22 protein-coding genes are annotated in these 23,785 nt (G+C 59.7%); 6 read left to right on the forward strand and 16 right to left on the reverse strand.

Translation table 11 applies throughout. The features are described 5' to 3' along the window. Positions 1-7: 7 nt before the first annotated feature. Both SCU88_RS17585 and tctD read right to left on the reverse strand, forming a co-directional pair. Positions 8-1,432 (reverse strand): sensor histidine kinase N-terminal domain-containing protein, encoded by a 1,425-nt coding sequence (locus SCU88_RS17585; RefSeq protein WP_175341190.1) that lies wholly within the window; start codon positions 1,430-1,432, stop codon positions 8-10. After that, complete coding sequence (tctD, locus tag SCU88_RS17590) at positions 1,419-2,093, reverse strand: transcriptional regulator TctD (RefSeq protein WP_175341191.1); 675 nt, start codon at positions 2,091-2,093, stop codon at positions 1,419-1,421. Before tctD ends, SCU88_RS17585 begins: the two co-directional genes overlap by 14 nt. Positions 2,094-2,421: 328 nt before the next feature. On the opposite strand from tctD, the gene SCU88_RS17595 reads away from it, so the two are divergent. Genes SCU88_RS17595 through SCU88_RS17605 form a run of 3 tightly spaced genes read left to right on the forward strand, consistent with a single transcriptional unit; the run spans position 2,422 to position 5,390 of the window. After that, positions 2,422-3,405, forward strand: a complete 984-nt coding sequence (locus SCU88_RS17595; protein WP_175341192.1) for a tripartite tricarboxylate transporter substrate-binding protein — start codon at positions 2,422-2,424, stop codon at positions 3,403-3,405. Positions 3,406-3,417: 12 nt separating this feature from the next. After that, a complete protein-coding gene (locus SCU88_RS17600; RefSeq protein ID WP_138098536.1) occupies positions 3,418-3,852 on the forward strand; it encodes a tripartite tricarboxylate transporter TctB family protein in 435 nt (144 codons plus the stop codon). Positions 3,853-3,863: 11 nt separating this feature from the next. Next, on the forward strand, positions 3,864-5,390 hold the full coding sequence (locus SCU88_RS17605; protein ID WP_138098538.1) for a tripartite tricarboxylate transporter permease: 1,527 nt from the start codon (positions 3,864-3,866) through the stop codon (positions 5,388-5,390). 350 nt (positions 5,391-5,740) lie between these two features. Here the strand turns inward: SCU88_RS17605 and menE are convergent, their stop codons facing one another. The 8 genes from menE to SCU88_RS17645 all read right to left on the reverse strand — a co-directional run bounded on the left by menE (position 5,741) and on the right by SCU88_RS17645 (position 13,683). Continuing rightward, positions 5,741-7,108: an o-succinylbenzoate--CoA ligase gene (gene menE / locus SCU88_RS17610; RefSeq protein ID WP_175341193.1), complete on the reverse strand. Its 1,368-nt coding sequence runs from the start codon at positions 7,106-7,108 to the stop codon at positions 5,741-5,743. After that, a complete protein-coding gene (gene menC / locus SCU88_RS17615; RefSeq protein ID WP_175341194.1) occupies positions 7,105-8,070 on the reverse strand; it encodes an o-succinylbenzoate synthase in 966 nt (321 codons plus the stop codon). Before menC ends, menE begins: the two co-directional genes overlap by 4 nt. Then, positions 8,070-8,927 carry a 1,4-dihydroxy-2-naphthoyl-CoA synthase gene (gene menB / locus SCU88_RS17620; protein ID WP_138098546.1) on the reverse strand — a complete coding sequence of 286 codons (858 nt, stop codon included), beginning with the start codon at positions 8,925-8,927 and terminating at the stop codon, positions 8,070-8,072. The genes menC and menB overlap by 1 nt, the downstream gene beginning before the upstream one ends. After that, positions 8,924-9,706 carry a 2-succinyl-6-hydroxy-2,4-cyclohexadiene-1-carboxylate synthase gene (gene menH, locus SCU88_RS17625; RefSeq protein ID WP_175341195.1) on the reverse strand — a complete coding sequence of 261 codons (783 nt, stop codon included), beginning with the start codon at positions 9,704-9,706 and terminating at the stop codon, positions 8,924-8,926. The genes menB and menH overlap by 4 nt, the downstream gene beginning before the upstream one ends. Beyond that, positions 9,703-11,373, reverse strand: a complete 1,671-nt coding sequence (gene menD, locus SCU88_RS17630) for a 2-succinyl-5-enolpyruvyl-6-hydroxy-3-cyclohexene-1-carboxylic-acid synthase (RefSeq protein WP_175341196.1) — start codon at positions 11,371-11,373, stop codon at positions 9,703-9,705. The genes menH and menD overlap by 4 nt, the downstream gene beginning before the upstream one ends. 81 nt (positions 11,374-11,454) lie before the next feature. Further along, entirely contained in the window at positions 11,455-12,756 is a 1,302-nt protein-coding gene (gene menF, locus SCU88_RS17635; RefSeq protein WP_175341197.1) for an isochorismate synthase MenF, read from the reverse strand. A 105-nt stretch (positions 12,757-12,861) separates the two neighbouring features. Further along, positions 12,862-13,173 carry a DUF883 family protein gene (locus SCU88_RS17640; protein ID WP_175341198.1) on the reverse strand — a complete coding sequence of 104 codons (312 nt, stop codon included), beginning with the start codon at positions 13,171-13,173 and terminating at the stop codon, positions 12,862-12,864. Positions 13,174-13,239: 66 nt separating this feature from the next. Continuing rightward, positions 13,240-13,683 (reverse strand): GNAT family N-acetyltransferase, encoded by a 444-nt coding sequence (locus SCU88_RS17645; RefSeq protein ID WP_175341199.1) that lies wholly within the window; start codon positions 13,681-13,683, stop codon positions 13,240-13,242. 73 nt (positions 13,684-13,756) lie between these two features. Between SCU88_RS17645 and rnz the strand changes: the two genes are divergently transcribed. The 3 genes from rnz to SCU88_RS17660 all read left to right on the forward strand — a co-directional run bounded on the left by rnz (position 13,757) and on the right by SCU88_RS17660 (position 17,363). Beyond that, on the forward strand, positions 13,757-14,671 hold the full coding sequence (rnz, locus tag SCU88_RS17650) for a ribonuclease Z (protein WP_175341200.1): 915 nt from the start codon (positions 13,757-13,759) through the stop codon (positions 14,669-14,671). Between the two features lie 228 nt (positions 14,672-14,899). After that, entirely contained in the window at positions 14,900-16,372 is a 1,473-nt protein-coding gene (locus SCU88_RS17655) for a DASS family sodium-coupled anion symporter (RefSeq protein ID WP_175341201.1), read from the forward strand. A 757-nt stretch (positions 16,373-17,129) separates the two neighbouring features. Further along, entirely contained in the window at positions 17,130-17,363 is a 234-nt protein-coding gene (locus SCU88_RS17660; RefSeq protein ID WP_175341202.1) for a SymE family type I addiction module toxin, read from the forward strand. 71 nt (positions 17,364-17,434) lie between these two features. Here SCU88_RS17660 and nuoN read toward each other — a convergent pair whose 3' ends face one another. The 6 genes from nuoN to nuoI all read right to left on the reverse strand — a co-directional run bounded on the left by nuoN (position 17,435) and on the right by nuoI (position 23,776). Next, positions 17,435-18,892 carry an NADH-quinone oxidoreductase subunit NuoN gene (gene nuoN, locus SCU88_RS17665; protein WP_138098563.1) on the reverse strand — a complete coding sequence of 486 codons (1,458 nt, stop codon included), beginning with the start codon at positions 18,890-18,892 and terminating at the stop codon, positions 17,435-17,437. Positions 18,893-18,898: 6 nt separating this feature from the next. Further along, a complete protein-coding gene (gene nuoM, locus SCU88_RS17670) occupies positions 18,899-20,428 on the reverse strand; it encodes an NADH-quinone oxidoreductase subunit M (protein WP_138098565.1) in 1,530 nt (509 codons plus the stop codon). 106 nt (positions 20,429-20,534) lie between these two features. Beyond that, the gene (gene nuoL / locus SCU88_RS17675; protein WP_175341203.1) at positions 20,535-22,373 is read right to left on the reverse strand and encodes an NADH-quinone oxidoreductase subunit L; all 1,839 of its coding nucleotides are present in this window, start codon (positions 22,371-22,373) and stop codon (positions 20,535-20,537) included. After that, on the reverse strand, positions 22,370-22,672 hold the full coding sequence (gene nuoK, locus SCU88_RS17680) for an NADH-quinone oxidoreductase subunit NuoK (RefSeq protein WP_138098569.1): 303 nt from the start codon (positions 22,670-22,672) through the stop codon (positions 22,370-22,372). Before nuoK ends, nuoL begins: the two co-directional genes overlap by 4 nt. Further along, positions 22,669-23,223: an NADH-quinone oxidoreductase subunit J gene (gene nuoJ / locus SCU88_RS17685; RefSeq protein WP_138098571.1), complete on the reverse strand. Its 555-nt coding sequence runs from the start codon at positions 23,221-23,223 to the stop codon at positions 22,669-22,671. Before nuoJ ends, nuoK begins: the two co-directional genes overlap by 4 nt. Positions 23,224-23,233: 10 nt before the next feature. After that, positions 23,234-23,776: an NADH-quinone oxidoreductase subunit NuoI gene (gene nuoI, locus SCU88_RS17690; protein WP_138098573.1), complete on the reverse strand. Its 543-nt coding sequence runs from the start codon at positions 23,774-23,776 to the stop codon at positions 23,234-23,236. Positions 23,777-23,785: the final 9 nt, after the last annotated feature.

Below are 23,785 nucleotides of genomic sequence, written 5' to 3' on the forward strand. Positions count from 1 at the left end.
GGGGGCCTCAGGGCCCCCGCTTTTCACGGCTCATCAGCCGCACCCGCACCAGTAATCCCCCCAGCGTTTCTCCATGCAGCAGTTCCGGCCTGGTACGGTGCCAGCGCGCGATATCATTAACCAACGCCAGCCCCAGTCCCGCTCCCGGCTGCATCGATCCTTGTTCCAGACGGCGAAACGGCGTGAGCGCCTGCTGCGTCTGATGCTCGTCGATCCCCGGCCCGCTGTCCTCTACTTCCAGCAGCGCCTGGGGCGTCTGACATACCACCCGTACGGTGACGGTGCCGCCAGTAGGCGTATATTTCAGGGCGTTATCCAGCAGATTGGCGCACATTTCCGCCAACAGTAGCTCTTCGCCGTCAATCCAGACCGGACTGGTTTCCCCTTCATAGCCCAGGTCAATACGCCGACTGCGCGCCTGGGTGAGCCGGGAAAAACAGCAGGCCTGGGCCAGCGCCACCAGATCGATCCGGGTAAAGGCCTGACTTCCCGGCTCGCGACGCTTAAGACTGGCCAGCTGCAGCAGCCGCTCTGTGAGCTGTACCGTGCCGTCCAGAGTGCCACTCATCGCCTCCAGGCTCTGGCGCCATACCTGAGGATCCTGACTTGCCAGCGCCACCGCCACCTGGGTCTTCAGCACGGTAAGCGGCGTTTTCAACTGGTGCGAAGCATCGGCGCTAAAGCGCGCCTGGCGGGCAATCAGGTGCCGCAGACGTTCAAGATAGCGGTTAAAGGCACTCATCAACGGCCGGGTTTCCGACCACGGCAGCAGCGCCGGTAACGCCGAGAGATCGCCAGGCTGGCGCCGGGCCAGATGCGCCGAAAGACGACGCAGCGGCCGCAGTACGCGGCGCAGCAGCCACCCGCTCAAAATCAGGGTCAGTATCACCAGTCCCCCCTGGGTCCACAGCGATGACGCCAGCAGGTTCGCCGCCATCTCACGCCGGGATTGCAGGGTTTCGGCCACGTAGATCCTGGCCATACCGTTGATGCCCCCTTCGTTTACCGGCTGCAACAGACAGGCCACCCGCATTCCCTGCCCGCGCCAGCGGGTATGCCAGAACCACGCCAGTGCCGGATAGAGTTCACTGCGCGGCGTGCCGCCAGGAATATCCGGCAGGCTGTCATAGCCGGAAATCACCCTGCCCTCGGTATCAACCACCTTGTAGTAGAGTCGGTCATCCATATTGCGCTCGAAGCTGTCGAGCACCACCCAGGGCACATCCACCTGCAATCGCCCATTGCGCACCACCAACCGTTCCGCCACGGTACGAGTGGACGCCAGCAGCATTCGATCAAACGCCTGAGTGGCGGCATTCATAGCGCTGATATAGCTGCTGAAGGCCGAAAACCCCCACAGCACCACCAGCGGCAGACCAAGAAACAGCAACTGGCGGGAGAGCAGCGATGAAGGACCTTTAAGCCAGTTCATCGCTGCACTCCAGCAAATAGCCGAGCCCCCTGATGGTGGTGATACGCACGTTGCCGGGCTGTAGCTTCTTGCGTAACCGGTGAACGTAGATTTCAATGCTTTCCGGGCTGGCTTCGTCGCTCAGGCTAAAAATCTGCTCGAACAGTTGCTGGCGTGCCACCGGGCGACGGCGACGATACATCAGCACCGTCAATAGCGCCTGTTCGCGCGGCGTCAGCGACAGCGGCCGCCCCTGAAGTTCGAAGTAGCCGCCATCATGCCAGCTCAGTTCCCCCAGACACTGGGTCTCCTGCAGTTGCCCCTCGCTGCGCCGTACCAGCGCCCTGAGTCGGGCATCCAGCTCCTCCAGCTCGAACGGTTTTGCCAGGTAGTCGTCGGCGCCGTGATTCAGCCCCCGAACCCGATCCGCCACCGAACTGCGGGCCGTCAGCAGCAGTACCGGCAGCGACTGTCCACGCTGGCGCAGGCGCTGCAGTACCGCCAGGCCGTCAAGGCGCGGCATCTCAATATCCAGCACCGCCACGGCATAGCCCTCGTTTTGCAGCAGATGATCGGCCGACTGGCCGTCAAACACACAGTCCACGGCAAAGCCGCTCTGTACCAGAGCCTTTTCCAGCCAGTGGGCCAGCTCCTGATTATCCTCAGCCAGTAACAGACGCATTTTCCCCTGCTCTTATTCTTGTACGTCTCCGCAAAACCCGAACGGGTATGTGAGACGTCGTGATTTCCGATCCACAGAGATCATGGAAATACATTACATTTTTGCAACAAATGATTGCCGTATTTGCAGGTGGGTTAGCAAAACGGTACCGCGATAATCTCGTCTCTTCAGCCGGTTAACCCACGACCCCCGTCACATAAATTCACATCCATCCGTCGCTGAAAGGGAAATGAAAGGTAACTGCCTTAACAATCACGCAACCAGGCCGTCACCGGCGGTCCACGACAAGCAATAACAATGACTCACATCTATGGTATGAGGATAAGCAATGAAAAAGAGCCTGATCGCGACCCTGGCCGTGTTCCCCCTGCTGCTCGGCGCGCTGCCTTCCCAGGCGGAGCAAAAGGCGCCGTCGCGTACCGAATGTATCGCTCCCGCCAAGCCCGGCGGCGGCTTCGACCTGACCTGTAAGCTGCTGCAGGTCAGCATGCTGGAGACCGGCGCCATCGAAAAACCGATGCGTGTCACCTATATGCCTGGCGGCGTGGGGGCTGTGGCCTATAACGCCGTCATCGCCCAGCGCCCGGACGAGCCCGGCACCGTGGTCGCCTTTTCCGGCGGCTCCCTGCTTAACCTGGCTCAGGGCAAGTTTGGCCGCTACGGCGTTGACGATGTGCGCTGGGTCGCCAGCGTCGGTACCGACTACGGCATGATCGCCGTTCGCGCCGACTCCCCGTGGAAAAACCTGAAGGATCTGATGACCGCGCTGGAAAAGAATCCCAACGACGTCGTCTTTGGTGCCGGAGCCTCTATCGGCAGCCAGGACTGGATGAAAACGGCGCTTGTCGCTCAACAGGCGAAGGTCGATCCGCGCAAGATGCGCTACGTCGCCTTTGAAGGGGGCGGCGAACCCATTACCGCTCTGCTCGGCAATCACGTTCAGGCCATCTCCGGCGATCTGAGTGAAATGATCCCCTATGTCGGCGGCGATAAGATCCGCGTACTGGCAGTGCTGTCGGACAAGCGCCTGCCCGGCAAGCTGGCTGATATCCCCACCGCCAAAGAGCAGGGCTACGACGTGGAATGGTCTGTGATGCGCGGTTTCTACGTTGGGCCTAAGGTTAGCGACGCCGATTATCAGTGGTGGGTGGACGCCTTTAACAAACTCCAGCAGAGCGACGAATTCAAGAAACAGCGCGATCTGCGCGGCCTGTTTGAATTCAATAAAACCGGCAAAGATCTGGATGCCTACGTGAAGAAACAGGTGACCTACTACCGCGATAAAGCCAAAGAGTTCGGTCTGGCGAAATAACCGGAGGCTACGATGAGCGATCGTATTTTTGCCGTTATCTGGGCGTTGCTATGTATCGGTGGGCTGATTGTCGGCTGGCAGATCCACAGCGAATACAGCTATGAGCCGGTGGGGCCTCGTCCCTTTCCGGTCGTCATTATGGCGCTGATGCTGCTGTGCTCACTGATGCTGTTGGTGCGCCGCCCGGAAAAAGTGGACTGGCCGTCTGCCACTACCCTGCGCCGCCTGCTGATTATGATGCTGGCGCTGGTGATTTACGCCTGGAGTTTTGAGTGGCTCGGCTTTGCGCTGGCCACCGCGTTACTCACCGCCACGCTTGGCCTGCTGTTTGGCGCCAGGCTTCCCGCGGCGCTGCTTTCCGGCGCCTTCCTGGGCATCGCCTTGTGGTATGCCTTTGATCGACTGCTGGACGTCACGCTGCCCCTGGGCGCGTGGCTGCCTCAATAACGGAGACCGCGATGGATACCTGGCTCTATCTTTCCCAGGGCTTTGCCGTGGCACTGACCCCCGGCAACCTGATGATCGCCCTGATCGGCTGTTTTGTCGGCACCATCGTCGGGCTGCTGCCGGGCCTTGGACCGATTAACGGCGTGGCTATCCTGCTGCCGCTGGCCTTTGCCCTGCATCTGCCCCCCGAATCGGCGCTGATACTGCTGGCCACCGTCTATATCGGCTGTGAATATGGCGGGCGTATCTCTTCGATCCTGCTTAATGTTCCGGGGGATGCTGGCGCCATTATGACGGCGCTGGACGGTTACCCGATGGCGAAACAGGGACGCGGAGGCGTGGCGCTCTCTATTTCTGCCGTCAGCTCCTTCGTGGGATCGCTGATCGCTATCTGCGGTATCATCCTGTTCGCCCCGCTGCTGGCCAACTGGTCGCTGGCCTTCGGTCCGGCGGAATACTTTGCGCTGATGGTGTTTGCTATCGCCTGTCTGGGCAGCATGATGGCTCAGAACCCGCTGAAGTCCTTCCTGGCGGCGTTAATCGGTCTGGGGCTGGCGACAGTCGGCGTCGATGCCAATACCGGGGTTTACCGCTTTACCTTCGACAGCGTGCATCTTTCCGACGGCATCCAGTTTGTGGTGGTGGTGATTGGCCTGTTCTCGGTATCCGAGATCCTGCTGATGCTGGAGAGCACCAGTAGCGGCCAGGGCCTGGTGCGCAAAACCGGGCGCCTGCTGTTTAACCTTAAGGAAGCGCGCCAGTGCGCAGGCACCACGCTGCGATCCTCGTTCATCGGTTTCTTCGTAGGGATCCTACCCGGCGCCGGTGCCACCATCGCCAGCGCTATCACCTGGATGATGGAGAAAAAAATCAGCGGCGATGAAGAGAGCTTTGGTAAAGGGAATATTCGCGGCGTGGCGGCACCGGAAGCGGCGAATAACGCCTCGGCCTGCGGCTCCTTTATTCCGATGCTGACGCTCGGCGTTCCTGGCTCCGGCACCACGGCGGTGATGATGGGCGCCCTGACGCTCTATAACATCACCCCAGGTCCTGCGATGTTCACCGAACAGCCCGATATCGTCTGGGGGTTGATCGCGGCGCTGCTTATCGCCAACGTGATGCTGCTGGTGATGAACATCCCGCTGATCGGCCTGTTTACCCGGATGCTCGCTATCCCTTCATGGTTCCTGGTACCGGCTATCGCCGCTGTCTCTGCGGTAGGGGTTTATGCGGTACACAGCACCACCTTCGACCTGCTGCTGATGGTAGGTTTGGGGATCCTGGGCTACATCCTGCGCAAAATGCATTTCCCAATGTCGCCGCTGATTCTGGGCTTCGTGCTGGGAGAACTGCTGGAGCAGAACCTGCGCCGCGCGCTCTCTATCAGTAATGGCAATCTTAATATCCTGTGGGAAAGCGGCGTGGCCAAATCCCTGCTGGTGCTGGCCGTGTTGATAATCGTGGTTCCACCGCTGGTGCGGCTGGCGCGCCGCCGCCAGCGCGGTAAAGATAAAGAGGAAGAAGCCAGCGCAAGTTGATGTCTATCGCAGTACATGACAGTAGTGGCCTAATCCCGGCTTAAAAAACGCCGGAGCATTCACGGAGAGCCGGAGGAGCGACAGGGATGTCGCTCCAGGGCGAGATCTCCAGGGACGGCGACTCTAGCCCTGTCCGAAAAGCCCGGAGTGATAAGCGAAGGGGCCGCATTGAAGGACACCAGGAAGGCATTCGCGAAGCCACGCGACAAATCGCCCTCGCGATGTTGAACAGCGGACTTTCCCCCGCAACGGTGTCAAAAATCACCGGCCTTAGCGCGCAGGACATGGCGCAGTTGCAGCGCCAGGCATAACACACAGGCCGCCGGGATATCGGCGGCCTTTTCTGTTGATCATAACCGCTGCTGTTCCACCCACGTCTGCACGGCACGGCGAGAAATTTTAATGCCGCCAGACTTCAACGTTTCCGGCAGAAGCAGCCAGCATACCGGCTGCTGAAAACGCGCCAGATGCTCTGCGGCCCAGCCGCGAAGCGTATCCAGATCCAGCGCGCCGTCACACTCCACCACCGCGACCGGACGATGACCAAATTCGACATCCGCCACCGGTACGACCAGCACCTGATGCACGCCAGGATGCGCGGCGATAATTCGTTCAATTGCCTCGGGCTGGATCCCTTCGCCGCCGCTAAAGAACAGGTTGTCGAGACGCCCCAGCACGGTCAGCGTTCCGTTCCTTAACACGCCGCGATCCCGGGTATGGAACCATCCCCGGGCATCGACCACCGGCTGCACATTGCCGTTACGCCAGTAACCGCTGGTCATACTGGCGGCGCGAATCTGGATTTCGTCATCCACCACCCTGACTTCGCGCCCGGGCAGCGCTGGCCCCACATCGCCTTCGCCATCGGCCCGGCGAGCACAAACCGTAGAAGCCAGTTCCGTAAGACCATATCCGCAGTAGCAGCGAATGCCCCGCGCTTCCGCCTCCCGGGTCAGGGATGCCGGTATCGCGGCCCCACCCAGCAGCACTTCGCGAAGCCGCACAGGTCTGATTTCCTCGTTCAACAGGCGCCAGAGCTGGGTGGGCACCAGGGAGGCATGAGTACACCCCTGTAACGCGTCATGTAACGGATGCATGGCGCGCACCGCCAGGGTCGCTCCCGCCAGCAGCCAGCGCCACAATATTCCCTGCCCCGAAACGTGGAACAGCGGCAGAGACAACAACCAGCAGTCCTCCGGTTCAAAAGGCATCAGCGCCAGCAACCCTTCGGCGCTGGCCAGATGGGCCGCGGCGCTGTGTACCGCCGCCTTCGGCAGACCGGTAGAGCCGGAAGTCAGGGTCATCGACACCAGACGCCCGGGTAGCCACGGTACTACCGCTTCACCCGCCGTTTCCCGACACTCGAGGGCTGGCAGACCGGAAAGCGATGCCTCTCCGGTCAGATCCAGCGCATGGCTCAGGGTCATCTCAGGCAGTAATGCATCCAGCAGCGTGGACGGCAGTTGCGGATTCAGCGCCAGGATCCGGGCTCCGCACTGTAGCAACGCAAGCCAGGCCAGCAGAGTTTGCCCACCGTTTTTGGCCCGCAGCGCTACGCCATCGCCTTCATGAACGCCCTGTTCCCGGAAACCCGCCGCCAGGGCATCTACCCGTAACCCCAGGTTTTGCCAGTCCAGCCGTTGCTGGTCGATCCACAACGCCGGAGCATCAGGCCGCTCCCGGCGCCAGTGACGCCAGGGCCAGTCGTTAAACGTCATCGCACTCGCTCCAGCGCGCTATGTGCAATAACAGGGAGCGAACTGCCGGGCCAGGGCCGTACCAGTTGCGCTTCCATCAGCGACAGAGTATCCAGACCTGGGAGGGTTCCCGGCGTCAGCCAGGCGGCGATTCTTGCCAGTTGGGTGAGCCCCAGGCTGGACTCGATGGAGGAGCTAATCACCGCTTCCAGACCCGCCGCCCTGGCCTGCGCCACCTGTTGCCGCACCCGTTCCAGGCTGCCTGTCAGGGTTGGCTTAATCACCACTGCCGCCAGATGCGGTTCCGCCTCGAAAGTAAAATCCGCTTCCCGCAGGCTCTCATCCCAGGCGATAGCGATACCGCTCTCCCGGGCGAATTCCCGTGACTGCTCGCGGGTCTGGCAGGGCTCTTCGATAAAAGCGATGCGCGAACGGACTTCCGGATTCACATATTTAGCAAACTGTCGCGCCTTAAGCGGTGTCCAGCCGCGATTGGCATCCAGCCGCAGCCGTAAATCGCCAATGGCCTCCAGTAACAGATTCACCACCATGCCATCGCGAACCGCTTCATAAAGCCCCACCTTCACCTTGGCGATCTTATCGCCCGGCAGCGCCTGCAGCATAGCGAACAGCTCATCCGGATCGCCAGTGCATAAAGGCGCGACGCGATACTCCGCCGCCAGAGGCAATTCGCCCGTCAATTCCGCCTGCGCGCAGCTCAGACCAAAAGCCACTGACGGCGCCGACGGCCAGTCGGGGTTGTTTTCCGCTAACCAGTCATCGACCCAGTCCAGCGTCTGGCGCTCGGCCTCCGCCAGCGACTCCAGACTAAAGCCCGGCAGCGGCGCGACTTCGCCCCATCCCTCACGGCCTTCCTCACACAGGCGAACCACCATACCGTCCCGACTTTTCAGCCGCTGGTTGCGCAGCACCACGCCCGCCTCCATCGGCAGGCTGTAGCGCCAGATTTGGGCGCTACGCATCAGGGGTTCCGCTTAAATTTGCTGAAGTCGGGCTGGCGTTTCTGGTTAAAGGCATTACGTCCTTCCTGACCTTCTTCGGTCATATAGAACAGCATGGTGGCGTTACCCGCCAGCTCCTGCAGCCCCGCCTGACCGTCACAGTCGGCATTCAGCGCCGCTTTCAGGCAGCGCAGCGCCATCGGGCTGTTCTTCAGCATTTCGCGACACCAGCGCACGGTCTCTTTTTCGAGCTCCGCCAGCGGTACGACTGTATTGACCAGCCCCATATCCAGCGCCTGCTGCGCATCGTACTGGCGACACAGGAACCAGATTTCACGCGCCTTCTTCTGCCCCACGATGCGCGCCATATAGGAAGCGCCCCAGCCGCCGTCGAAGGAGCCGACTTTCGGCCCGGTCTGACCAAAGATGGCGTTTTCCGCCGCGATGGTCAGGTCGCACATCATATGCAGAACATGGCCGCCGCCGATGGAGTAGCCCGCCACCATCGCTACCACCGGTTTCGGGCAGGTACGAATCTGGCGCTGGAAATCCAGCACGTTGAGATGATGAACCCCGCCGTCATCCTGATAGCCGCCGTAGTCGCCGCGCACTTTCTGATCGCCGCCTGCGCAGAAGGCTTTATCCCCTTCTCCGGTCAGAACAATAACGCCAATGCCATCATCATAACGGGCATCGGCCAGAGCCTGGAGCATCTCTTTAACGGTCAGCGGGCGAAAGGCGTTACGCACCTGCGGGCGGTTAATGGTTATCTTCGCGATCCCATCTTCCGATTTGTGATAGCGAATATCGGTGAAACCTTCCGAGCAGTCGTGCCATTTCACCGGGGCATAGAGCTCTTGTTCATCTGGATAAATCATGGTTTTTCCTCATAAGCCGAATGAAGTAATTCAGAAAGCGTCGCGCTAAACGCCTGTGGATTTTCCCGGTGAGCGTTATGCCCGACGCCGGGAATGGTACGTAGCGGCAACGTATTGCGGTTTGCCAGCGCGCGAAATTTCGCGTCCTGCTCGCCGCACAAATAATAAAAAGGAATTGTCAGCGCTTTTAACTGCGGAACCAGATACGGCTGGCGCGAAAGCGAGGTGGCTTCCAGCATCGCCGCCAGCGCCCGGGGATCGTTACGGCGGCGAAGTTCGACCAGCGCCGCGCGCTGTTGCGCGCTCAGATGGCGAAATACCGGCTGGCGATACCAGTCGTCCAGCACCTGTTCCAGCGGTTCCGAGCGCAGTCGCATAGCCCAACGGGCGTCATTCTCCGCCCGCTCACGTCTGGCCGCAGGGGTTTCAAGACCGGGATTTCCACCTTCCACCACCAGCCCCTGTAGCCCCTGCGGCCGGACCAAACAGGCGTGATACATCGCCACCCGACCACCCAGCGAATAGCCCACCAGCCAGTAACGCGCAATACCGTGATACGCCAGCGTTTCCGCCAGTCGGGCGCTGACATCGTCAAAGTCATTCACCACGATATCCGCAGAGCCGCCATGTCCTGGCAGATCCACCCACAGCTGAGACCAGCCGGGAAAGCTCTGCATAAAGGGCCGCCACTCCTCGCCACTGCCAAGAAAGCCGTGCAGCCAGACCAGCCAGGGAGAATGTTCATCCCGGGCCAGATGAGCAGTAGCGTGGAGTTTCACAGATGGCTGACCTGCGCCAGCAGTTGCTGGAGCGTCCGGGTGCCTGCGGTTTCTTCGACCTTCAGTTCCACCACGGTGGCCCCCGGCGTTCGCCAGGCATTATTTATGACCGCCGTCAGCTCTTCCCAGCTCTGCGGCGCCTGATAGTTCAGACCGAACATCGCCGCCCCGTGAGAAAAATCAACGTTCTGCGGCATGCAGTAAAAGCGCTCGCGCTCATTCACCGGCGTTGGCAGTAGCGAAAAGATCTGACCGCCGTTGTTATTCACTACCAGCAGCACGAAAGGCGCCGGACACTGACGCAGCAGCGCCAGACTATTTAGATCGTAAAGAGCCGAAAGATCGCCCACCACAGCCAGGGTCGGCCGCGCGACGGCACGCTGTACCCCGGCGGCGGTCGAAAGCAAACCATCAATGCCGCTGGCGCCACGGTTACTGTAAACCGGATACCCCGCAGGCATCTGCGCCAGCGCATCCACCAGTCTGACTACCAGGCTGTTGCCCAGGAACAGCTGTCCCTGATGCGGCAGTAGCTGCGGCAGTCGGCTGGCAACCTGAGCCTCGCCAAAGGTTTCTGTCATCTGCCCGACCCGCGCTCTGGCCTGCTCTGAGAGCGGCGCCAGGCTCTGTGCCCAGGGGGCGCGTTTTTCCGCGGGATGCATCTCCAGCCAGTCGGCCACTTCCGCCACCAGGCGACGCCCGCGATGGGCAGCAGGATCGAGCCGTCCTTCCAGGTTGTCTACCAGCCAGTACTCCTGCGGATGGCAGGTCGCCTGCCACTGCAGCAGACGCTTGCCGGTCAGGCTGGCGCCGAACTGGATAATCACCTGCGCTTCGTTCAGTTCGGTCACCGCCCGGGCATTACCGAGCCACAGATCGGCGCAGGGCAATGGCTGACCGGTCTGGGACAACACATCGCCAATCAGCGGCCAGCCCAGGGTTTTAGCCCATGCGGCGACCTGTTCGCCCTCCCTGGCGCTCAGCCGACCGGCCACCACCACGCCGCGTTTCTGACGCCAGAAGAACCAGTCACGCTGGCGCGCGCAGCCCAGCTCCTGCTCTTCACGCAGCCAGGGAGTGTCCTCCTGCCACCAGTCACCCAGCGCCTGCTGCCAGGGCAGACCGCTGGCGTCCGGCTCACCGTAGAGCGGCTCGGCGAAGGGGCAGTTGATATGCAGCCCCCCGGCACGTAGCTGTCCCATGGCGCTGTCGATCGTCGAAACCAGCCAGCGGGCCGGAATATCCGGCGTCGGGCGCGGCAGGGAAAGGGTTTGACTCGGATGACTGGCGTACATTCCGGTCTGGCGAATCGCCTGATTGGCGCCGCAATCAATCAGCTCCGGCGGACGGTCCGCGGTCAGCAGAATCAGGCGCTCACCGGTTAGCCCCGCTTCGATAAGCGACGGGTAGAGATTCGCCGCCGCCGTGCCGGAGGTAACGATGACTGCGACCGGCTCTCCGCCAGACTTGGCAAGCCCCAGCGCCAGATGGCCCAGCCCGCGCTCATCAAAATGGGTATGGCAGATAAAGGCGCCATTTTCCGCCGCCGCAAGCGTAAGCGGCGTGGAGCGTGAGCCAGGCGCAATGCAAACGTGGCGCACGCCATGGCGAGTCAGCGCTTCCAGAATGACGGCCGCCCAGCGGCGGTTAAAGGTACTTGTTGACATGTCGGAGTCCGGTATTCATTTATCAAATATTATAAGAATTGCGCCAGGTCTGATTATTGATATATATCGGTATCAGCGCATTCATCGCCCGGACGAAAACAGCAGCGAGCGCAATCCCGCCGCTTTATTTTCTATTTCCTGCCATTCGGCATCGGGCACTGAGCCCGCCACTATCCCGGCGCCGGCATACAGCCTCAGGCGGTCTTCCTGAACGCGTGCCGAACGCAGCGATACGCAAAATTCGCTGTCATCAACGGAGAGCCAGCCCGCAGAGCCGGCATACCACTCACGGTCAAAGGGCTCCGCCTGTTCAATAAAACGCCGCGCCGCTTCGCGCGGCAGCCCTGCTACGGCGGCGGTGGGCTGGAGCCGCTGCAAACACAGAGCATCGTCAGGCTGAGCCAGTCGGGCCTCGATATCACGTCTCAGATGCTGGACATTGCGCAGCCGGACAATTCGCGCTTCTGCAATGTCCGTCACGCTGGCGGCGCCTTCCAGCCGCTGACAGATATCCTCGACGACCAGGCTGTTTTCGTACTGGTTTTTTTCATCGTTCAGCAGCCACCGGGCAAGATGCGCCGCGCGTCCGTCGTCATCGTCCCCGGCCACGGTGCCCGCCAGCGCTTCGGTGGTGAGCGCCAGACCGCGACGGCGCCACAGACGCTCCGGACTGGAGCCCAGAAAGGCCGAACCCTCATTAAAGGCCATAAAGAAGTGGTAGCAACCGCGGTTAACCGCCCGACTGGCTGCCAGCAGCGAGCCGGGCGAAAGGTGGCAGCTAAAGCGCAGATCGCTGGCTCTGGCCAGTACTACTTTTTCCATATCACCAGCGATGATCGCATCCAGCGCCCGGGTAATCATGCTATGCCACCCTTCCCTATCGGGCAGGTGTCGCTCTTCCAGGCATTCACCGGTCATGGCAACCAGAGGCTGAGGAGCGACAAGACGGCGGAGAAAACGGCGGGCGGCCAGCGCATCCTGCTGGAGGCTATGCTCGCTATAGAGCGTTAACGTCAGTGTGATTTCATCGCCCCGGTGGCGCCACAGCAGGCGCGGAACGAACAGGCTACCCTGTCCAGGGTCAAAAGTGTTCAGGCCGCAGACGCGCATCAGCGCGCCACCCTGCTCCGCCGTCAGAAAATCCCGGGCGGCTGCAAGGCTGGAAAAGCGGCGCACCGCACCCAGCGCCGCCAGCTCTTCCACGCCGTCGCGCTGTTGCCAGTAAAATTGCGGCCACAGCCACTGGCTCGCCAGCCACGCCAGCCCGTCGGGTTCGCCTTCCGGCGTCACGGTGACATAAAACTGCCGCAGGCCGGGCGCTTCAGGAAACGGGCCATCGAGCTGACGCAGCAGCTGATTCAATGCCCCAGTAAGTGAATTCACGGTAACCCCACCTTCCCTGAAAAGCCCTGAAGTATACGTGGTCTGGGTAGCAAAGAGAAATCCCACCCATTAGGTAAGGTCAGCAATGACGCACGATGTGCGAAATCAGCGGCGGGCCAGTAATAACCCCAGAACCACGCCAACAGCGGCGCCGATACCTACCCCGCGCCAGGGATTATCGCGGACGTAGCTGTCGGTGCAGCACACCGCCTTTTTCGCCCGGTAGTAATAGCTGTCCGATGCGCTGCTCAGGCGCTGCCTGATATGATGCAGCCGCTGCTCTGCAAGCTCGCGCAGCTCGATATATTTCTGATCCGTGGGATCGTCGGAAGCGTGCAGGATCTCGTCCAGAGTTTCCCTGAGCTGCGCCAGATCGTCTTCCGGATTGTTACGATAACCAGTTGAAGCCCCTGCCATTCTTTACCTCCCTCATACAAGTTAACCTCAACTGACTATAGCCAGGATATGGGTAATTTGCGTACTCTAGCTGCGCGCCATACCGATATGGGGGATACCATCTTCGTCATAGATATCGGTCACTGGCTGAAAGCCGAAGCTGGCATAGAATGCTTCAAGGTGAGCCTGAGCGCCCAGCCGCTGTCCGACACCGGGCCAGTGGCGCTTACAGGCCGCCAGCGCCTGTTCCATTAACTGATAGCCCAGCTTCTCGCCCCGGGCCTGAGGGGACACGATCACCCGACCGATGGCGACCACACCATCCGGCTCTTCCAGTAGCCGGGCACAGGCCACCAGCTCTCCCTCACGCCAGCCCAGAATATGGCGGTTGCTGCCTCGCAGATCTTCACCGTCGATATCCTGATAGGGGCAGTTTTGCTCGACGATAAACACCGCGCAGCGCAGCTGTAGCAGCGCATAAAGCTGAGTTACCGAAAGTTGGGAATGGTGCAGGTCCTGCCACTGAATCATGATGCGTTCCTTATTTATCTTACGGTTATCGTTATACTGGTACTTCAATTTACGCAGACAACAGAACATTACCATGGAACTGACTTTTCTCGGCACCTCCGCCGGTGTCCCGACCCGCTCGCGCAATGTCACCGCCATTCTGTTTAAACCCGGCGATCAGGGCAGCGGACGCTGGTTGTTCGACTGCGGTGAAGGCACCCAACACCAGTTGCTGCGCACCGCCAGCCATCCGGGAAATATCGAGAAGATCTTTATCAGCCATCTGCACGGCGACCATATTTTCGGCCTGCCGGGCCTGCTGTGTAGCCGCTCCATGGCGGGCAGCGTCGCGCCGCTCACCCTGTACGGGCCTGAAGGGTTGCGGGAATATGTTGAAACCTGTCTGCGACTCAGCGGCTCCTGGACCGACTATCCGCTGGAAATTCAGGAAATTAAAGCGGGTCAGATTTTTGATGATGGCGACCTGCGGGTCAGCGCCGCTTCCCTGGTGCATCCGGTGGAGTGTTACGGCTGGCGCATTGAGCAGCACGACCGGCCAGGCACTCTGGACGCCCGCGGTCTGGCGGCAGCGGGCGTTTCCCCCGGTCCGCTGTTCCAGAAGCTGAAAAAAGGCGAGCGCGTCAGGCTGGAGGATGGCCGCGTTATTGACGGCCGCGAATGGCTGGGGCCGCCTCAACGCGGCAAAACTGTCGCCATCTTCGGCGACACGGCGCCAGGGCCAGCAGCGCTGACGCTCGCCAACGGAGCAGATCTGATCGTTCATGAAGCGACGCTGGAGCACGCCATGGCGGAAAAAGCCAATAGTCGCGGCCACTCAACCAGTCGCCAGGCCGCAGCACTGGCCCGGGATGCCCATGCCGCCAGGCTGATTATTACCCATATCAGCTCACGCTATAGTCCGGAGGGCGCTGCCGCCCTGCTGGCCGAAAGCCGGGCGCTGTTTCCGGAAACTGAGCTGGCGGAGGACTTTTACAGCGTATCCCTTTAAGCCCCCCGTACAGGCCGGATATCAGCACGCTATCCGGCACGTTTATCAGGACGATCGCATATATCCCCCATCGCATTGATATACATCATTGAGAGAAACACCGCATCCCCCCACGCTTGAGCCACCGGGACGTCCCGTTGCCGGAACACCATTACGTTAAGTCATCCCAACAGAATTCAGGTTGTCGTCAGCCGATCTGAACGATCGCGGGTAATAAATGGGGATGTTATGGATAAACTCACGCCGCTCAGGCCTGTTCCCACACTGGTTGCCGTTGCCGTCACCCTGGCGCTCTGGTTTTTTATTCCGCCGCCGTCAAGCGTAGAGCCGAATGCCTGGCAGCTACTGGCGCTGTTTATCGGCACCATTATCGCGATTATCGGTAAGGCCATGCCCATTGGCGCGGTGTCGATTATTGCTATTGCCCTGGTCGCCGTCACCGGCGTCACTAATCCAGGTAAGCCTGGCGCTGCGCTCAGCGATGCCCTGAGCGGATTTTCTAATCCATTGATCTGGCTGATTGGCTTTTCGATGATGATCTCCATCAGCCTGAATAAAACCGGGCTGGGAGCGCGTATCGGTTACTATTTTATTTCGCTGTTTGGCAGGAAAACGCTGGGGATCGCCTATGCCCTGACCCTGGCGGAAACCACCCTGGCGCCGGTCACGCCCAGCAATACCGCACGCGGCGGCGGTATTATTCACCCCATTATGAAGTCGATTGCCGACAGCTTTGGCTCCCGGCCCGAACTGAATAGCAGCGGTAAAATCGGCCGCTATCTGGCGCTGGTTAACTACAATATCAACCCGATCACCTCGGCGATGTTCATTACCGCCACGGCGCCGAACCCCCTGGTGGTTAGCCTGATCGCCAAAGGCACTCACGGGGCCGTAGAGCTAAGCTGGGGCATGTGGGCGCTGGCGGCGCTGGTACCGGGCGTCTGTTCGCTACTGCTGATGCCGCTGATTGTCTATTTCCTCTATCCCCCGGAAATTAAAAGCACGCCGGACGCGCCCCATTTCGCCCGGGAAAAGCTACAGGGGCTGGGTCCGGTGACGCTACCGGAAAAAATCACCCTGGCCGTCTTCGCGCTACTGCTGCTGCTGTGGGCAGGCGTTCCGGCCATGCTGTTTGGCCCGGCGCTGGCGGTGAATCCGACTACCGCGGCATTGATTGGGCTGGCGGTGCTGTTAGGCAGCGGCGTACTGAGCTGGGACGATATTCTGAAACATAAAGGCGCCTGGGATACGGTAGTCTGGTTTGCCGCGCTGGTGATGATGGCCAGCTTCCTGGGCAAGCTGGGGCTGATTCACTGGCTGTCGCTGGCGGTCGGCGGCAGTATCAGCCATATGGGGCTGGGCTGGGTGAGCAGTACGCTACTGTTAACCCTGGTCTACCTCTATTCCCACTACTTCTTCGCCAGCACCACCGCCCACGTCACCGCGATGTTCGCCGCTTTCTTCGCGGCCGGTATCGCACTGTGCGCGCCGCCTGTGCTGCTGGGGTTGATTCTGGGGTTCTCCTCTTCGCTGATGATGTCGTTAACCCACTACGCCACCGGTACGGCGCCGATTATTTTCGGTTCCGGCTATACCACGCTTGGGCAGTGGTGGAAGGCCGGTTTTATTATGAGCGTCATTAACCTGGTGGTCTGGTTAACCGTCGGCGGGCTATGGTGGAAGTGGCTGGGGTACTGGTGATGGGCGTTTTTTGTTTTCTATTGTTCATAAATTAACGTGAAGTATTCGAACGCGGGAACCGAAAACCGGCGGAATATGTGTGCGTAGTGGGCTATTCCGTTCACTTTACGTCACTGCTTCTCTGTTGATTCACAGCCGGTGAACGGGGAAGGCGCGGCTCAATCGCCGCCGCCCTGTTCTGTTTTAATTAATCCCGGCAGAAGATTAAAGACGGTGACACTCTCCGGCCTAAAAATCGCCGAAGCGTTCACGGAGGGCCGGAGGAGTGACAGGGATGTCACTCCAGGGCGAGGCCGCCAGGGAAGGCGGCTCTCGCCCGGTCCGATAAGCCCGACGGGAAGTAGCGCAGGGGACCCGAAGGGCGATTTTTACGCCGGAAAGCCGGGGGTGGTCAGGGGGACTGGCGTTTGAAGTCCCCCTGACCCGTTCACCGACTCCGCTATTCACATATGCAAACTCACCTTAAGGTGAACGGAATCTTCGCCAGCGCAGCATATTGCTCATGAATACAGCACCACCGTAATAATATTTCCCATCAATGAAACAACACCGAAAACGCACAGAATTATTGCGAACCAGATTCAGAGAACAGAAATACAGCGCACCACTGTGATTTATTACAGGTTAAAATACCAACAGCGATTTTTATTCAGGGGAGGAAGGAAGAAGACAGAAACTCTGATTAACACAGACGCGACCCGCCAGTGCAGGAACACTGACAGGCCGCTAACCACAACCAACTAAACAGGAGTTGATTATGGCTGATGCCCATCATAAGCCACGCCCCGCTATTTCCAAAACACAACGCAACCTGACCGTCGGATATATCAGCACGCGTCACGAAAATCGCGCCACCGGCATGACAACGTATTACAGCCGCAGCCCCAGTCTGCATCTGAAAGGCCACTGGCTGGTGGAAGCCGGATTCCAGACCGGCCGTTCAGTGAAGGTTATCGTTAAACCGGACATAATCATTATTTACCCGGGGTAAATGAAACAGAGCCTCTCTCCCCGACGGGGAGAGAGGCTCTCATTGCCCAAACCTGAAGCGGACAAACGGCATTACATCAGCGGCTGCGCCATCTGCACCAGGCTAATCAGCGGCTGTGGCCAGACGCCCAGCACCAGTACCAGCAGCATCGAGATCAGCACCACCACACCGCCCGCAGTGAAGGCCCAGTCGGAAGGCGCATCGCGGTTCAGCTGCTGCGGCGCGCTCAGGTAGAGACTCACGGCCACACGCAGGTAGTAGTAAAGGCCGATGGCGCTACCGATAACCACGGCGGCGGTCAGCCACCACAGGTGCGCATCCACGCTCACGGCCAGCACGTAGAACTTACCAATAAAGCCCAGCGTCATCGGGATACCCGCCAGCGACAGCATCATCACCGTCATCACCGCCGACAGAACCGGACGGTGCCAGAACAACCCGCGGTAAGAGTACAGCGAGTCGGCATCTGGTCCGCGATACGGGCTGGACATCAGGCTAACGACACCAAAGGCGCCCAGGCTGCTGAACAGATAACCCGCCAGGTAGACCCCTACCGTCTCCATCGATATCTGACCATTCTGCAGCGCAATCAGCGCCACCAGCAGATAGCCCAGGTGAGAGATAGACGAGAAACCAAGCAGACGCTTGATATTGGTCTGGCTCAGCGCCATCAGGTTACCAAAGATGATGGAGGCGAAGGCGATGACACCCAGTACCACCCGCACCGCATCGCTGTCGCCCAGCGGCGCGTACAGGAACAGACGCATCACGACGGCGAAGATAGCGATTTTACTGGCCGTAGCCAGGAAGGTGGAAACCGGCGCAGGCGCCCCCTGGTAGACATCCGGCGTCCACAGGTGGAAAGGAACCAGAGAGAGCTTAAAGCCCAGACCGACAATCATCAGCCCCAGACCTGCCAGCAGCAGCGGCTCATGCAGCATGCTGTCGGCCAGGCTCTTACCGAGCGCCACGAAGGAGAGAGAACCGGACTCGGCATAGACCAGAGCCATCCCGAACAGCAAGAACGACGAGGCCGCCGCCGACAGAATGGTGTACTTGATACTGGCTTCCAGAGAGCGTTTCTGACGGAAGGCGTAGCCAATCAGACCGAACAGCGGCAGTGAGATAAGCTCAATACCCAGGAACAGCGCAGCCAGATGGTTGGCGTTAGCCAACAGAATGCCACCCAACGAGGCGATCAACACCAGCAGGTAGAACTCTTCGCGGTTATCGGTGTACCCCTCCAGCCAGGGATAGGCGAAAGTACAGGTCGCGAGGCTTGCCAGCAGCACCAGCCCGGTGTAGAGCATGGCGAAACCATCGACCCGCAGCAGCGGCGTGACATCCATCGCGCCCGCCTGCCCGACAAACCAGAGCGACAGCAGCGCAGCATTAAGCCCGATAACCGACAGCGTGGCATTGATAAAGTGGTCGCGTCGCCACGCAATGGAGAGCATCACAACCACCACCGTTAACCCCACGATTAACAGCGGTAGCAGCGCAATCAAGTGTTGTGCAGTTAAAGTCATGGCGAATTACGGCCTTGTAGTTGAAATTGAACTGGTGAACCACTGCTGGATGTTGCCCATAGCAGCGTGAGAAGTGTCCAGAATCGGCTGCGGGTAAACCCCGAGCAGTACCAGCAACACCACCAGCAACAGAATGATAAACAGTTCGCGCAGTGACATCCCAGGAAGCTGTTGTTTCGCCGCCTCGCTCTTCGGCTGGCCGAACCACGCGCGGTGCAGCATCGCCAGCGAATAAACCGAGGCGAACACCAGACCGAAGGTGGAGATAACGGTGATTACCGGCACAACCTGGAAGCTACCGAACAGGATCATGAATTCGCCCACGAAGTTACCGGTCCCCGGCATCCCCAGGGTGGCGACGGCGAAGAACATCGACATGGCTGGCAGCCACTTAATCTTGCTCCACAGACCGCCCATCTGGCGCATATCGCGGGTGTGCATACGCTCGTAGAGCTGACCACACAGGATGAACAGACCCGCCGCAGAAAGACCGTGGGCAATCATCTGAATCACCGCGCCCTGGTAGGCAAGCTGGCTGCCGGTGTAGATGGCAATCAGCACAAAGCCCATATGGGAAACCGAGGTATAGGCGATCAGACGCTTGATATCGGTCTGGGCGAAGGCCATCCAGGCACCGTAGAAGATACCGATAACGCCCAGCCACATGGCGATAGGGGCAAATTCCGCAGACGCGTTAGGGAACAGCGGCAGCGAGAAGCGCAGCAGACCGTAGGCCGCGGTCTTCAGCAGAATCCCCGCCAGGTCCACGGAACCGGCGGTCGGCGCCTGAGAGTGCGCATCCGGCAACCAGCCGTGCAGCGGTACCACCGGCATCTTCACCGCAAAGGCGATAAAGAAACCGAGCATCAGCAGATATTCAACGCCGTGAGACATCGGCGTATTGAGCAGTTGCTCGTAGTTAAAGGTCCAGACGCCGGTGGCGTTATAGTGAACAAACGCCAGCGCCAGAATAGCGATTAACATCACCAGACCGCTCGCCTGGGTATAGATGAAAAACTTGGTGGCTGCGCTGATGCGGGTCTTCCCGTCAGAGGCTTTATGACCCCAGAGTGCGATCAGGAAGTACATCGGTACCAGCATCATCTCCCAGAAGAAGAAGAACAGGAACATATCGATGGCAAGGAATACCCCGATAACGCCACCCAAAATCCACATCAGGTTCAGGTGGAAGAAGCCCTGATACTTCTCGATCTCTCTCCAGGAGCAGAGTACCGCCAGCACGCCGAGCAGCGCGGTCAGCACCACCATCAGCAGTGACAGGCCATCCATCGCCAGATGGATGGAGATGCCAAAGCGCGGGATCCAGTCATGAACATACTGCTCCTGCCACTGTGGCACTCCTGCCGCCTGAGTCAGAGAGTAACCCCCCTGCAGCCAGAGCTGCAGGGAGAGTGCGAGCGTCAGCCCCATGGTAATCAGCGCGATCCAGCGCGGCATTTTCACGCCGAAGCGTTCAGTCTGCCAGCACAGAAACCCACCGATAAAGGGGATTAGTATTAGCCAGGGTAATAACATGGCGATGTTTGTCCCTTCTCTTAATTCCTGTTCAGGCCCGGCCTGGTTATCAGGAATAATGACCTAAAAATTGTTCTCTTCGTGGGGCGATGCCCACATCTGCAACTCAGCGCAGTACCATCAGCAGGGCCAGTACCACGACCGCACCAATGCTCATGGATGCCACATACCAGCGCAGGTAGCCGTTCTCGCTCAGCAGCAGGCCACGGCCTGAGAAGCGGGAAAGGATGGCCGGGATGTTCATCATGCCGTTCAGCGGATCGCGTTTAAGCAGCCAGGCGATACCCAGGAACGGTTTGATGAAGACTTTGTCGTATAACCAGTCAAAGCCCCATGCGTGGAACCACCAGGTACCGAAGAAGCGGCCCGGCGCGCTGTTGGACACTGCGGTCACCAGGCGACGCTTGCCAAGCCACAGCCAGGCTGCAATCAGGATCCCCACTACGGCAACCACGCCAGAGGTGATTTCCAGCGCCATTTTGCCGTCGTGACCGAAGTCGCTCTCCGGCAGAACGCCTGCCAGCGGCGGCACAATCAGCGCCCCCACGAATGTGGAGAGGATCATCAGCACAATCAGCGGCAGATGGTGGGTAATGCCCTTGCCGGGATGAGCATGAATCTGCTCTTTGCCGTGGAACACAATAAAGATCATGCGGAAGGTGTAGACAGAGGTCAGGAACGCCCCGGCCAGACCGGCCAGCATCAGGATGTTATGACCACCAGCCGCGGCGCCCCACAGAATCTCATCTTTACTGTAGAAGCCAGCGGTAATCACCGGCAGCGCAGCCAGCGCCGCGCCCCCCACCAGGAAGCTGGCGTAAGTCAGCGGAATCGACTTACGCAGTCCGCCCATCTTAAAGATGTTCTGCTCGTGGTGGCAGGCCAGAATCACCGAGCCGGATGCCAGGAACAGCAGCGCTTTAAAGAAGGCGTGGGTCATCAGGTGGAAGATAGCGGCATCCCAGGCCTGAACCCCCAGCGCCAGGAACATATAGCCAATCTGACTCATGGTGGAGTAGGCCAGCACGCGCTTGATATCGGTCTGTACCAGCGCAGCAAAGCCCGCCAGTACCAGAGTCACAGCGCCGACGATGCCTACCAGATGCAGCACTTCCGGCGTCATCAGGAACAGGCCGTGAGTACGGGCGATCAGGTAAACACCCGCGGTCACCATGGTCGCCGCGTGAATCAGCGCGGAAACCGGCGTCGGACCGGCCATCGCATCCGCAAGCCAGGTCTGCAACGGCAGCTGTGCCGATTTACCCACCGCGCCGCCCAGCAGCATCAGGGTCGCCCACATCAGCATATTGTTGCCCGCGGCGAAGTGCGCCGGCGCCAGCTCAACCATCTCGCGAAAGTTCAGGGTTCCCAGCTCGTTGTAGAGGATAAACAGCGCAAAGGCCAGGAACACGTCGCCCACGCGGGTGACCACAAAGGCTTTGATCGCCGCCGCGCCGTTTTTCGGGTCGCTGTAGTAGAAACCGATCAGCAGATAGGAGCACAACCCCACCCCTTCCCAGCCGAGATACATCATCAGCAGGTTATCGGACAGCACCAGTACCACCATGCTCGCGATAAACAGGTTGGTGTAAGCGAAGAAGCGGGAGTAACCCTCTTCACCGCGCATATACCAGGAGGCGAACATATGGATCAGGAAGCCTACGCCGGTGACCACGCTCAGCATGGTCAGCGACAGACCGTCCAGTACCAGGGTGAAGTCGATATGGAAGTTGCCTACCGACATCCAGGTCCACAGCGGCAGGCTGAAAGCCTGGCGACCGTTTTCCATAAACTCTATACCGGCGTACGCGGTGACCAGCGCCGCCAGACCGACGGAACCGACGCCCACCGCAGCCGCCAGGTTTTCCGACCAGCGCCCGCGGGAAAAAGCGAGCAGCAAATAGCCAATCAGTGGCAGAACAATAGTTAACCAGAGCAGATTCATCCGCGCATCTCACTTACTGAATCGATATTCAGATTCTGGCGACGACGATGGAGCTGCAGCAGCAGCGCCAGGCCAATACTGGCTTCGGCCGCGGCAAGGCTAATAGCCAGGATATACATCACCTGACCGTCGGCCTGACCCCAGTAGCTGCCCGCCACCACAAAGGCGAGGGCGGCCGCATTAATCATCACTTCCAGACTAATCAGCATAAACAGCAGGTTGCGACGAATGACCAGACCGGTCAGCCCAAGAACAAACAGCACGGCGGCCAGAATCAGTCCATGTTGTAACGGGATCATGCGTGCTCCTCCGTTTTTCTTTTCGCGCTATCGCCAGGGCGGTTGCTCAAAAGCTCGCCTGGCCTCTCCTCACGCCCGATGTGGAAGGCCACGACCAGGCCCGCCAGCAGCAGCATAGAAGCCAGCTCCACCGCCAGAACATAGGGGCCGAACAGCGCGATACCGACCTGTTTGGCGCTAATGGCGGTACCGTCGATGCCCTGGTCGTTAACGCTCAGGATGGCGTAAACCACCACTGCCAGCAGAATGGCGGAAAGCAGCCCCGGACCAATCCACAGCTGCGGCTTCAGCCACTCGCGTTCCTGATCCACCACCGACTTGCCCAGGTTAAGCATCATCACCACGAAGACGAAGAGCACCATGATGGCTCCGGCGTACACGATGATCTCCAGCGCCGCGGCAAAGTAGGCGCCCAGCGCGAAGAAAACGCCCGAGATAGCCAACAGAGAGATGATCAGATACAGCAGCGCATGCACCGGATTGGTATGGGTGATCACCCGTAGGGTGGCCAGGACCGCCACAAGGGCGCAGATATAAAAAGCAAATTCCATTCCCGACTCCTTAAGGTAACAGGCCTTTGACGTCGATAGGCTTAGCTTCGTTTTCCGCTTCGCCCTTATCTTTGCCGTCGATTGCCATACCCGCCATCCGGTAAAAGTTATATTCCGGGTACTTGCCCGGACCGGAGATCAGCAGATCCTCTTTTTCATACACCAGATCCTGGCGCTTAAACTCGCCCAGCTCGAAATCCGGCGTCAGCTGAATCGCGGTGGTGGGACAGGCCTCTTCGCACAGGCCGCAGAAGATGCAGCGCGAGAAGTTGATACGGAAGAATTCCGGATACCAGCGCCCGTCTTTAGTTTCCGCTTTCTGCAGAGAAATACAGCCCACCGGGCAGGCGACCGCGCACAGGTTGCAGGCCACGCAGCGCTCTTCGCCGTCCGGATCGCGGGTCAACACGATACGGCCACGGTAGCGCGGCGGCAGATATACCGGCTCTTCCGGATACATGCGCGTTTCGCGTTTGGCGAACGCGTGCATGCCAATCATCCAGATACTGCGCAGTTGGGTGCCGAAACCAACCACTAAGTCTTTCAATGTCATGGTTTTCTC

Source organism: Jejuibacter sp. L23, from assembly GCF_050815825.1.
Classification (GTDB): domain Bacteria; phylum Pseudomonadota; class Gammaproteobacteria; order Enterobacterales; family Enterobacteriaceae; genus Jejubacter; species Jejubacter calystegiae.

Excerpts from the sequence above, each read along its gene's own strand:
- SCU88_RS17645 (WP_175341199.1), bottom strand. The coding sequence starts at position 13,683 with ATGATTCAGTGGCAGGACCTGCACCATTCCCAACTTTCGGTAACTCAG.
- SCU88_RS17600 (WP_138098536.1), top strand. The coding sequence starts at position 3,418 with ATGAGCGATCGTATTTTTGCCGTTATCTGGGCGTTGCTATGTATCGGT.
- SCU88_RS17585 (WP_175341190.1), bottom strand. The coding sequence starts at position 1,432 with ATGAACTGGCTTAAAGGTCCTTCATCGCTGCTCTCCCGCCAGTTGCTG.
- SCU88_RS17640 (WP_175341198.1), bottom strand. The coding sequence starts at position 13,173 with ATGGCAGGGGCTTCAACTGGTTATCGTAACAATCCGGAAGACGATCTG.
- SCU88_RS17660 (WP_175341202.1), top strand. The coding sequence starts at position 17,130 with ATGGCTGATGCCCATCATAAGCCACGCCCCGCTATTTCCAAAACACAA.
- nuoN (WP_138098563.1), bottom strand. The coding sequence starts at position 18,892 with ATGACTTTAACTGCACAACACTTGATTGCGCTGCTACCGCTGTTAATC.
- nuoL (WP_175341203.1), bottom strand. The coding sequence starts at position 22,373 with ATGAATCTGCTCTGGTTAACTATTGTTCTGCCACTGATTGGCTATTTG.
- rnz (WP_175341200.1), top strand. The coding sequence starts at position 13,757 with ATGGAACTGACTTTTCTCGGCACCTCCGCCGGTGTCCCGACCCGCTCG.
- SCU88_RS17605 (WP_138098538.1), top strand. The coding sequence starts at position 3,864 with ATGGATACCTGGCTCTATCTTTCCCAGGGCTTTGCCGTGGCACTGACC.
- tctD (WP_175341191.1), bottom strand. The coding sequence starts at position 2,093 with ATGCGTCTGTTACTGGCTGAGGATAATCAGGAGCTGGCCCACTGGCTG.
- menD (WP_175341196.1), bottom strand. The coding sequence starts at position 11,373 with ATGTCAACAAGTACCTTTAACCGCCGCTGGGCGGCCGTCATTCTGGAA.
- nuoJ (WP_138098571.1), bottom strand. The coding sequence starts at position 23,223 with ATGGAATTTGCTTTTTATATCTGCGCCCTTGTGGCGGTCCTGGCCACC.
- nuoK (WP_138098569.1), bottom strand. The coding sequence starts at position 22,672 with ATGATCCCGTTACAACATGGACTGATTCTGGCCGCCGTGCTGTTTGTT.
- nuoM (WP_138098565.1), bottom strand. The coding sequence starts at position 20,428 with ATGTTATTACCCTGGCTAATACTAATCCCCTTTATCGGTGGGTTTCTG.
- SCU88_RS17595 (WP_175341192.1), top strand. The coding sequence starts at position 2,422 with ATGAAAAAGAGCCTGATCGCGACCCTGGCCGTGTTCCCCCTGCTGCTC.
- nuoI (WP_138098573.1), bottom strand. The coding sequence starts at position 23,776 with ATGACATTGAAAGACTTAGTGGTTGGTTTCGGCACCCAACTGCGCAGT.
- menE (WP_175341193.1), bottom strand. The coding sequence starts at position 7,108 with ATGACGTTTAACGACTGGCCCTGGCGTCACTGGCGCCGGGAGCGGCCT.
- menB (WP_138098546.1), bottom strand. The coding sequence starts at position 8,927 with ATGATTTATCCAGATGAACAAGAGCTCTATGCCCCGGTGAAATGGCAC.
- SCU88_RS17655 (WP_175341201.1), top strand. The coding sequence starts at position 14,900 with ATGGATAAACTCACGCCGCTCAGGCCTGTTCCCACACTGGTTGCCGTT.
- menC (WP_175341194.1), bottom strand. The coding sequence starts at position 8,070 with ATGCGTAGCGCCCAAATCTGGCGCTACAGCCTGCCGATGGAGGCGGGC.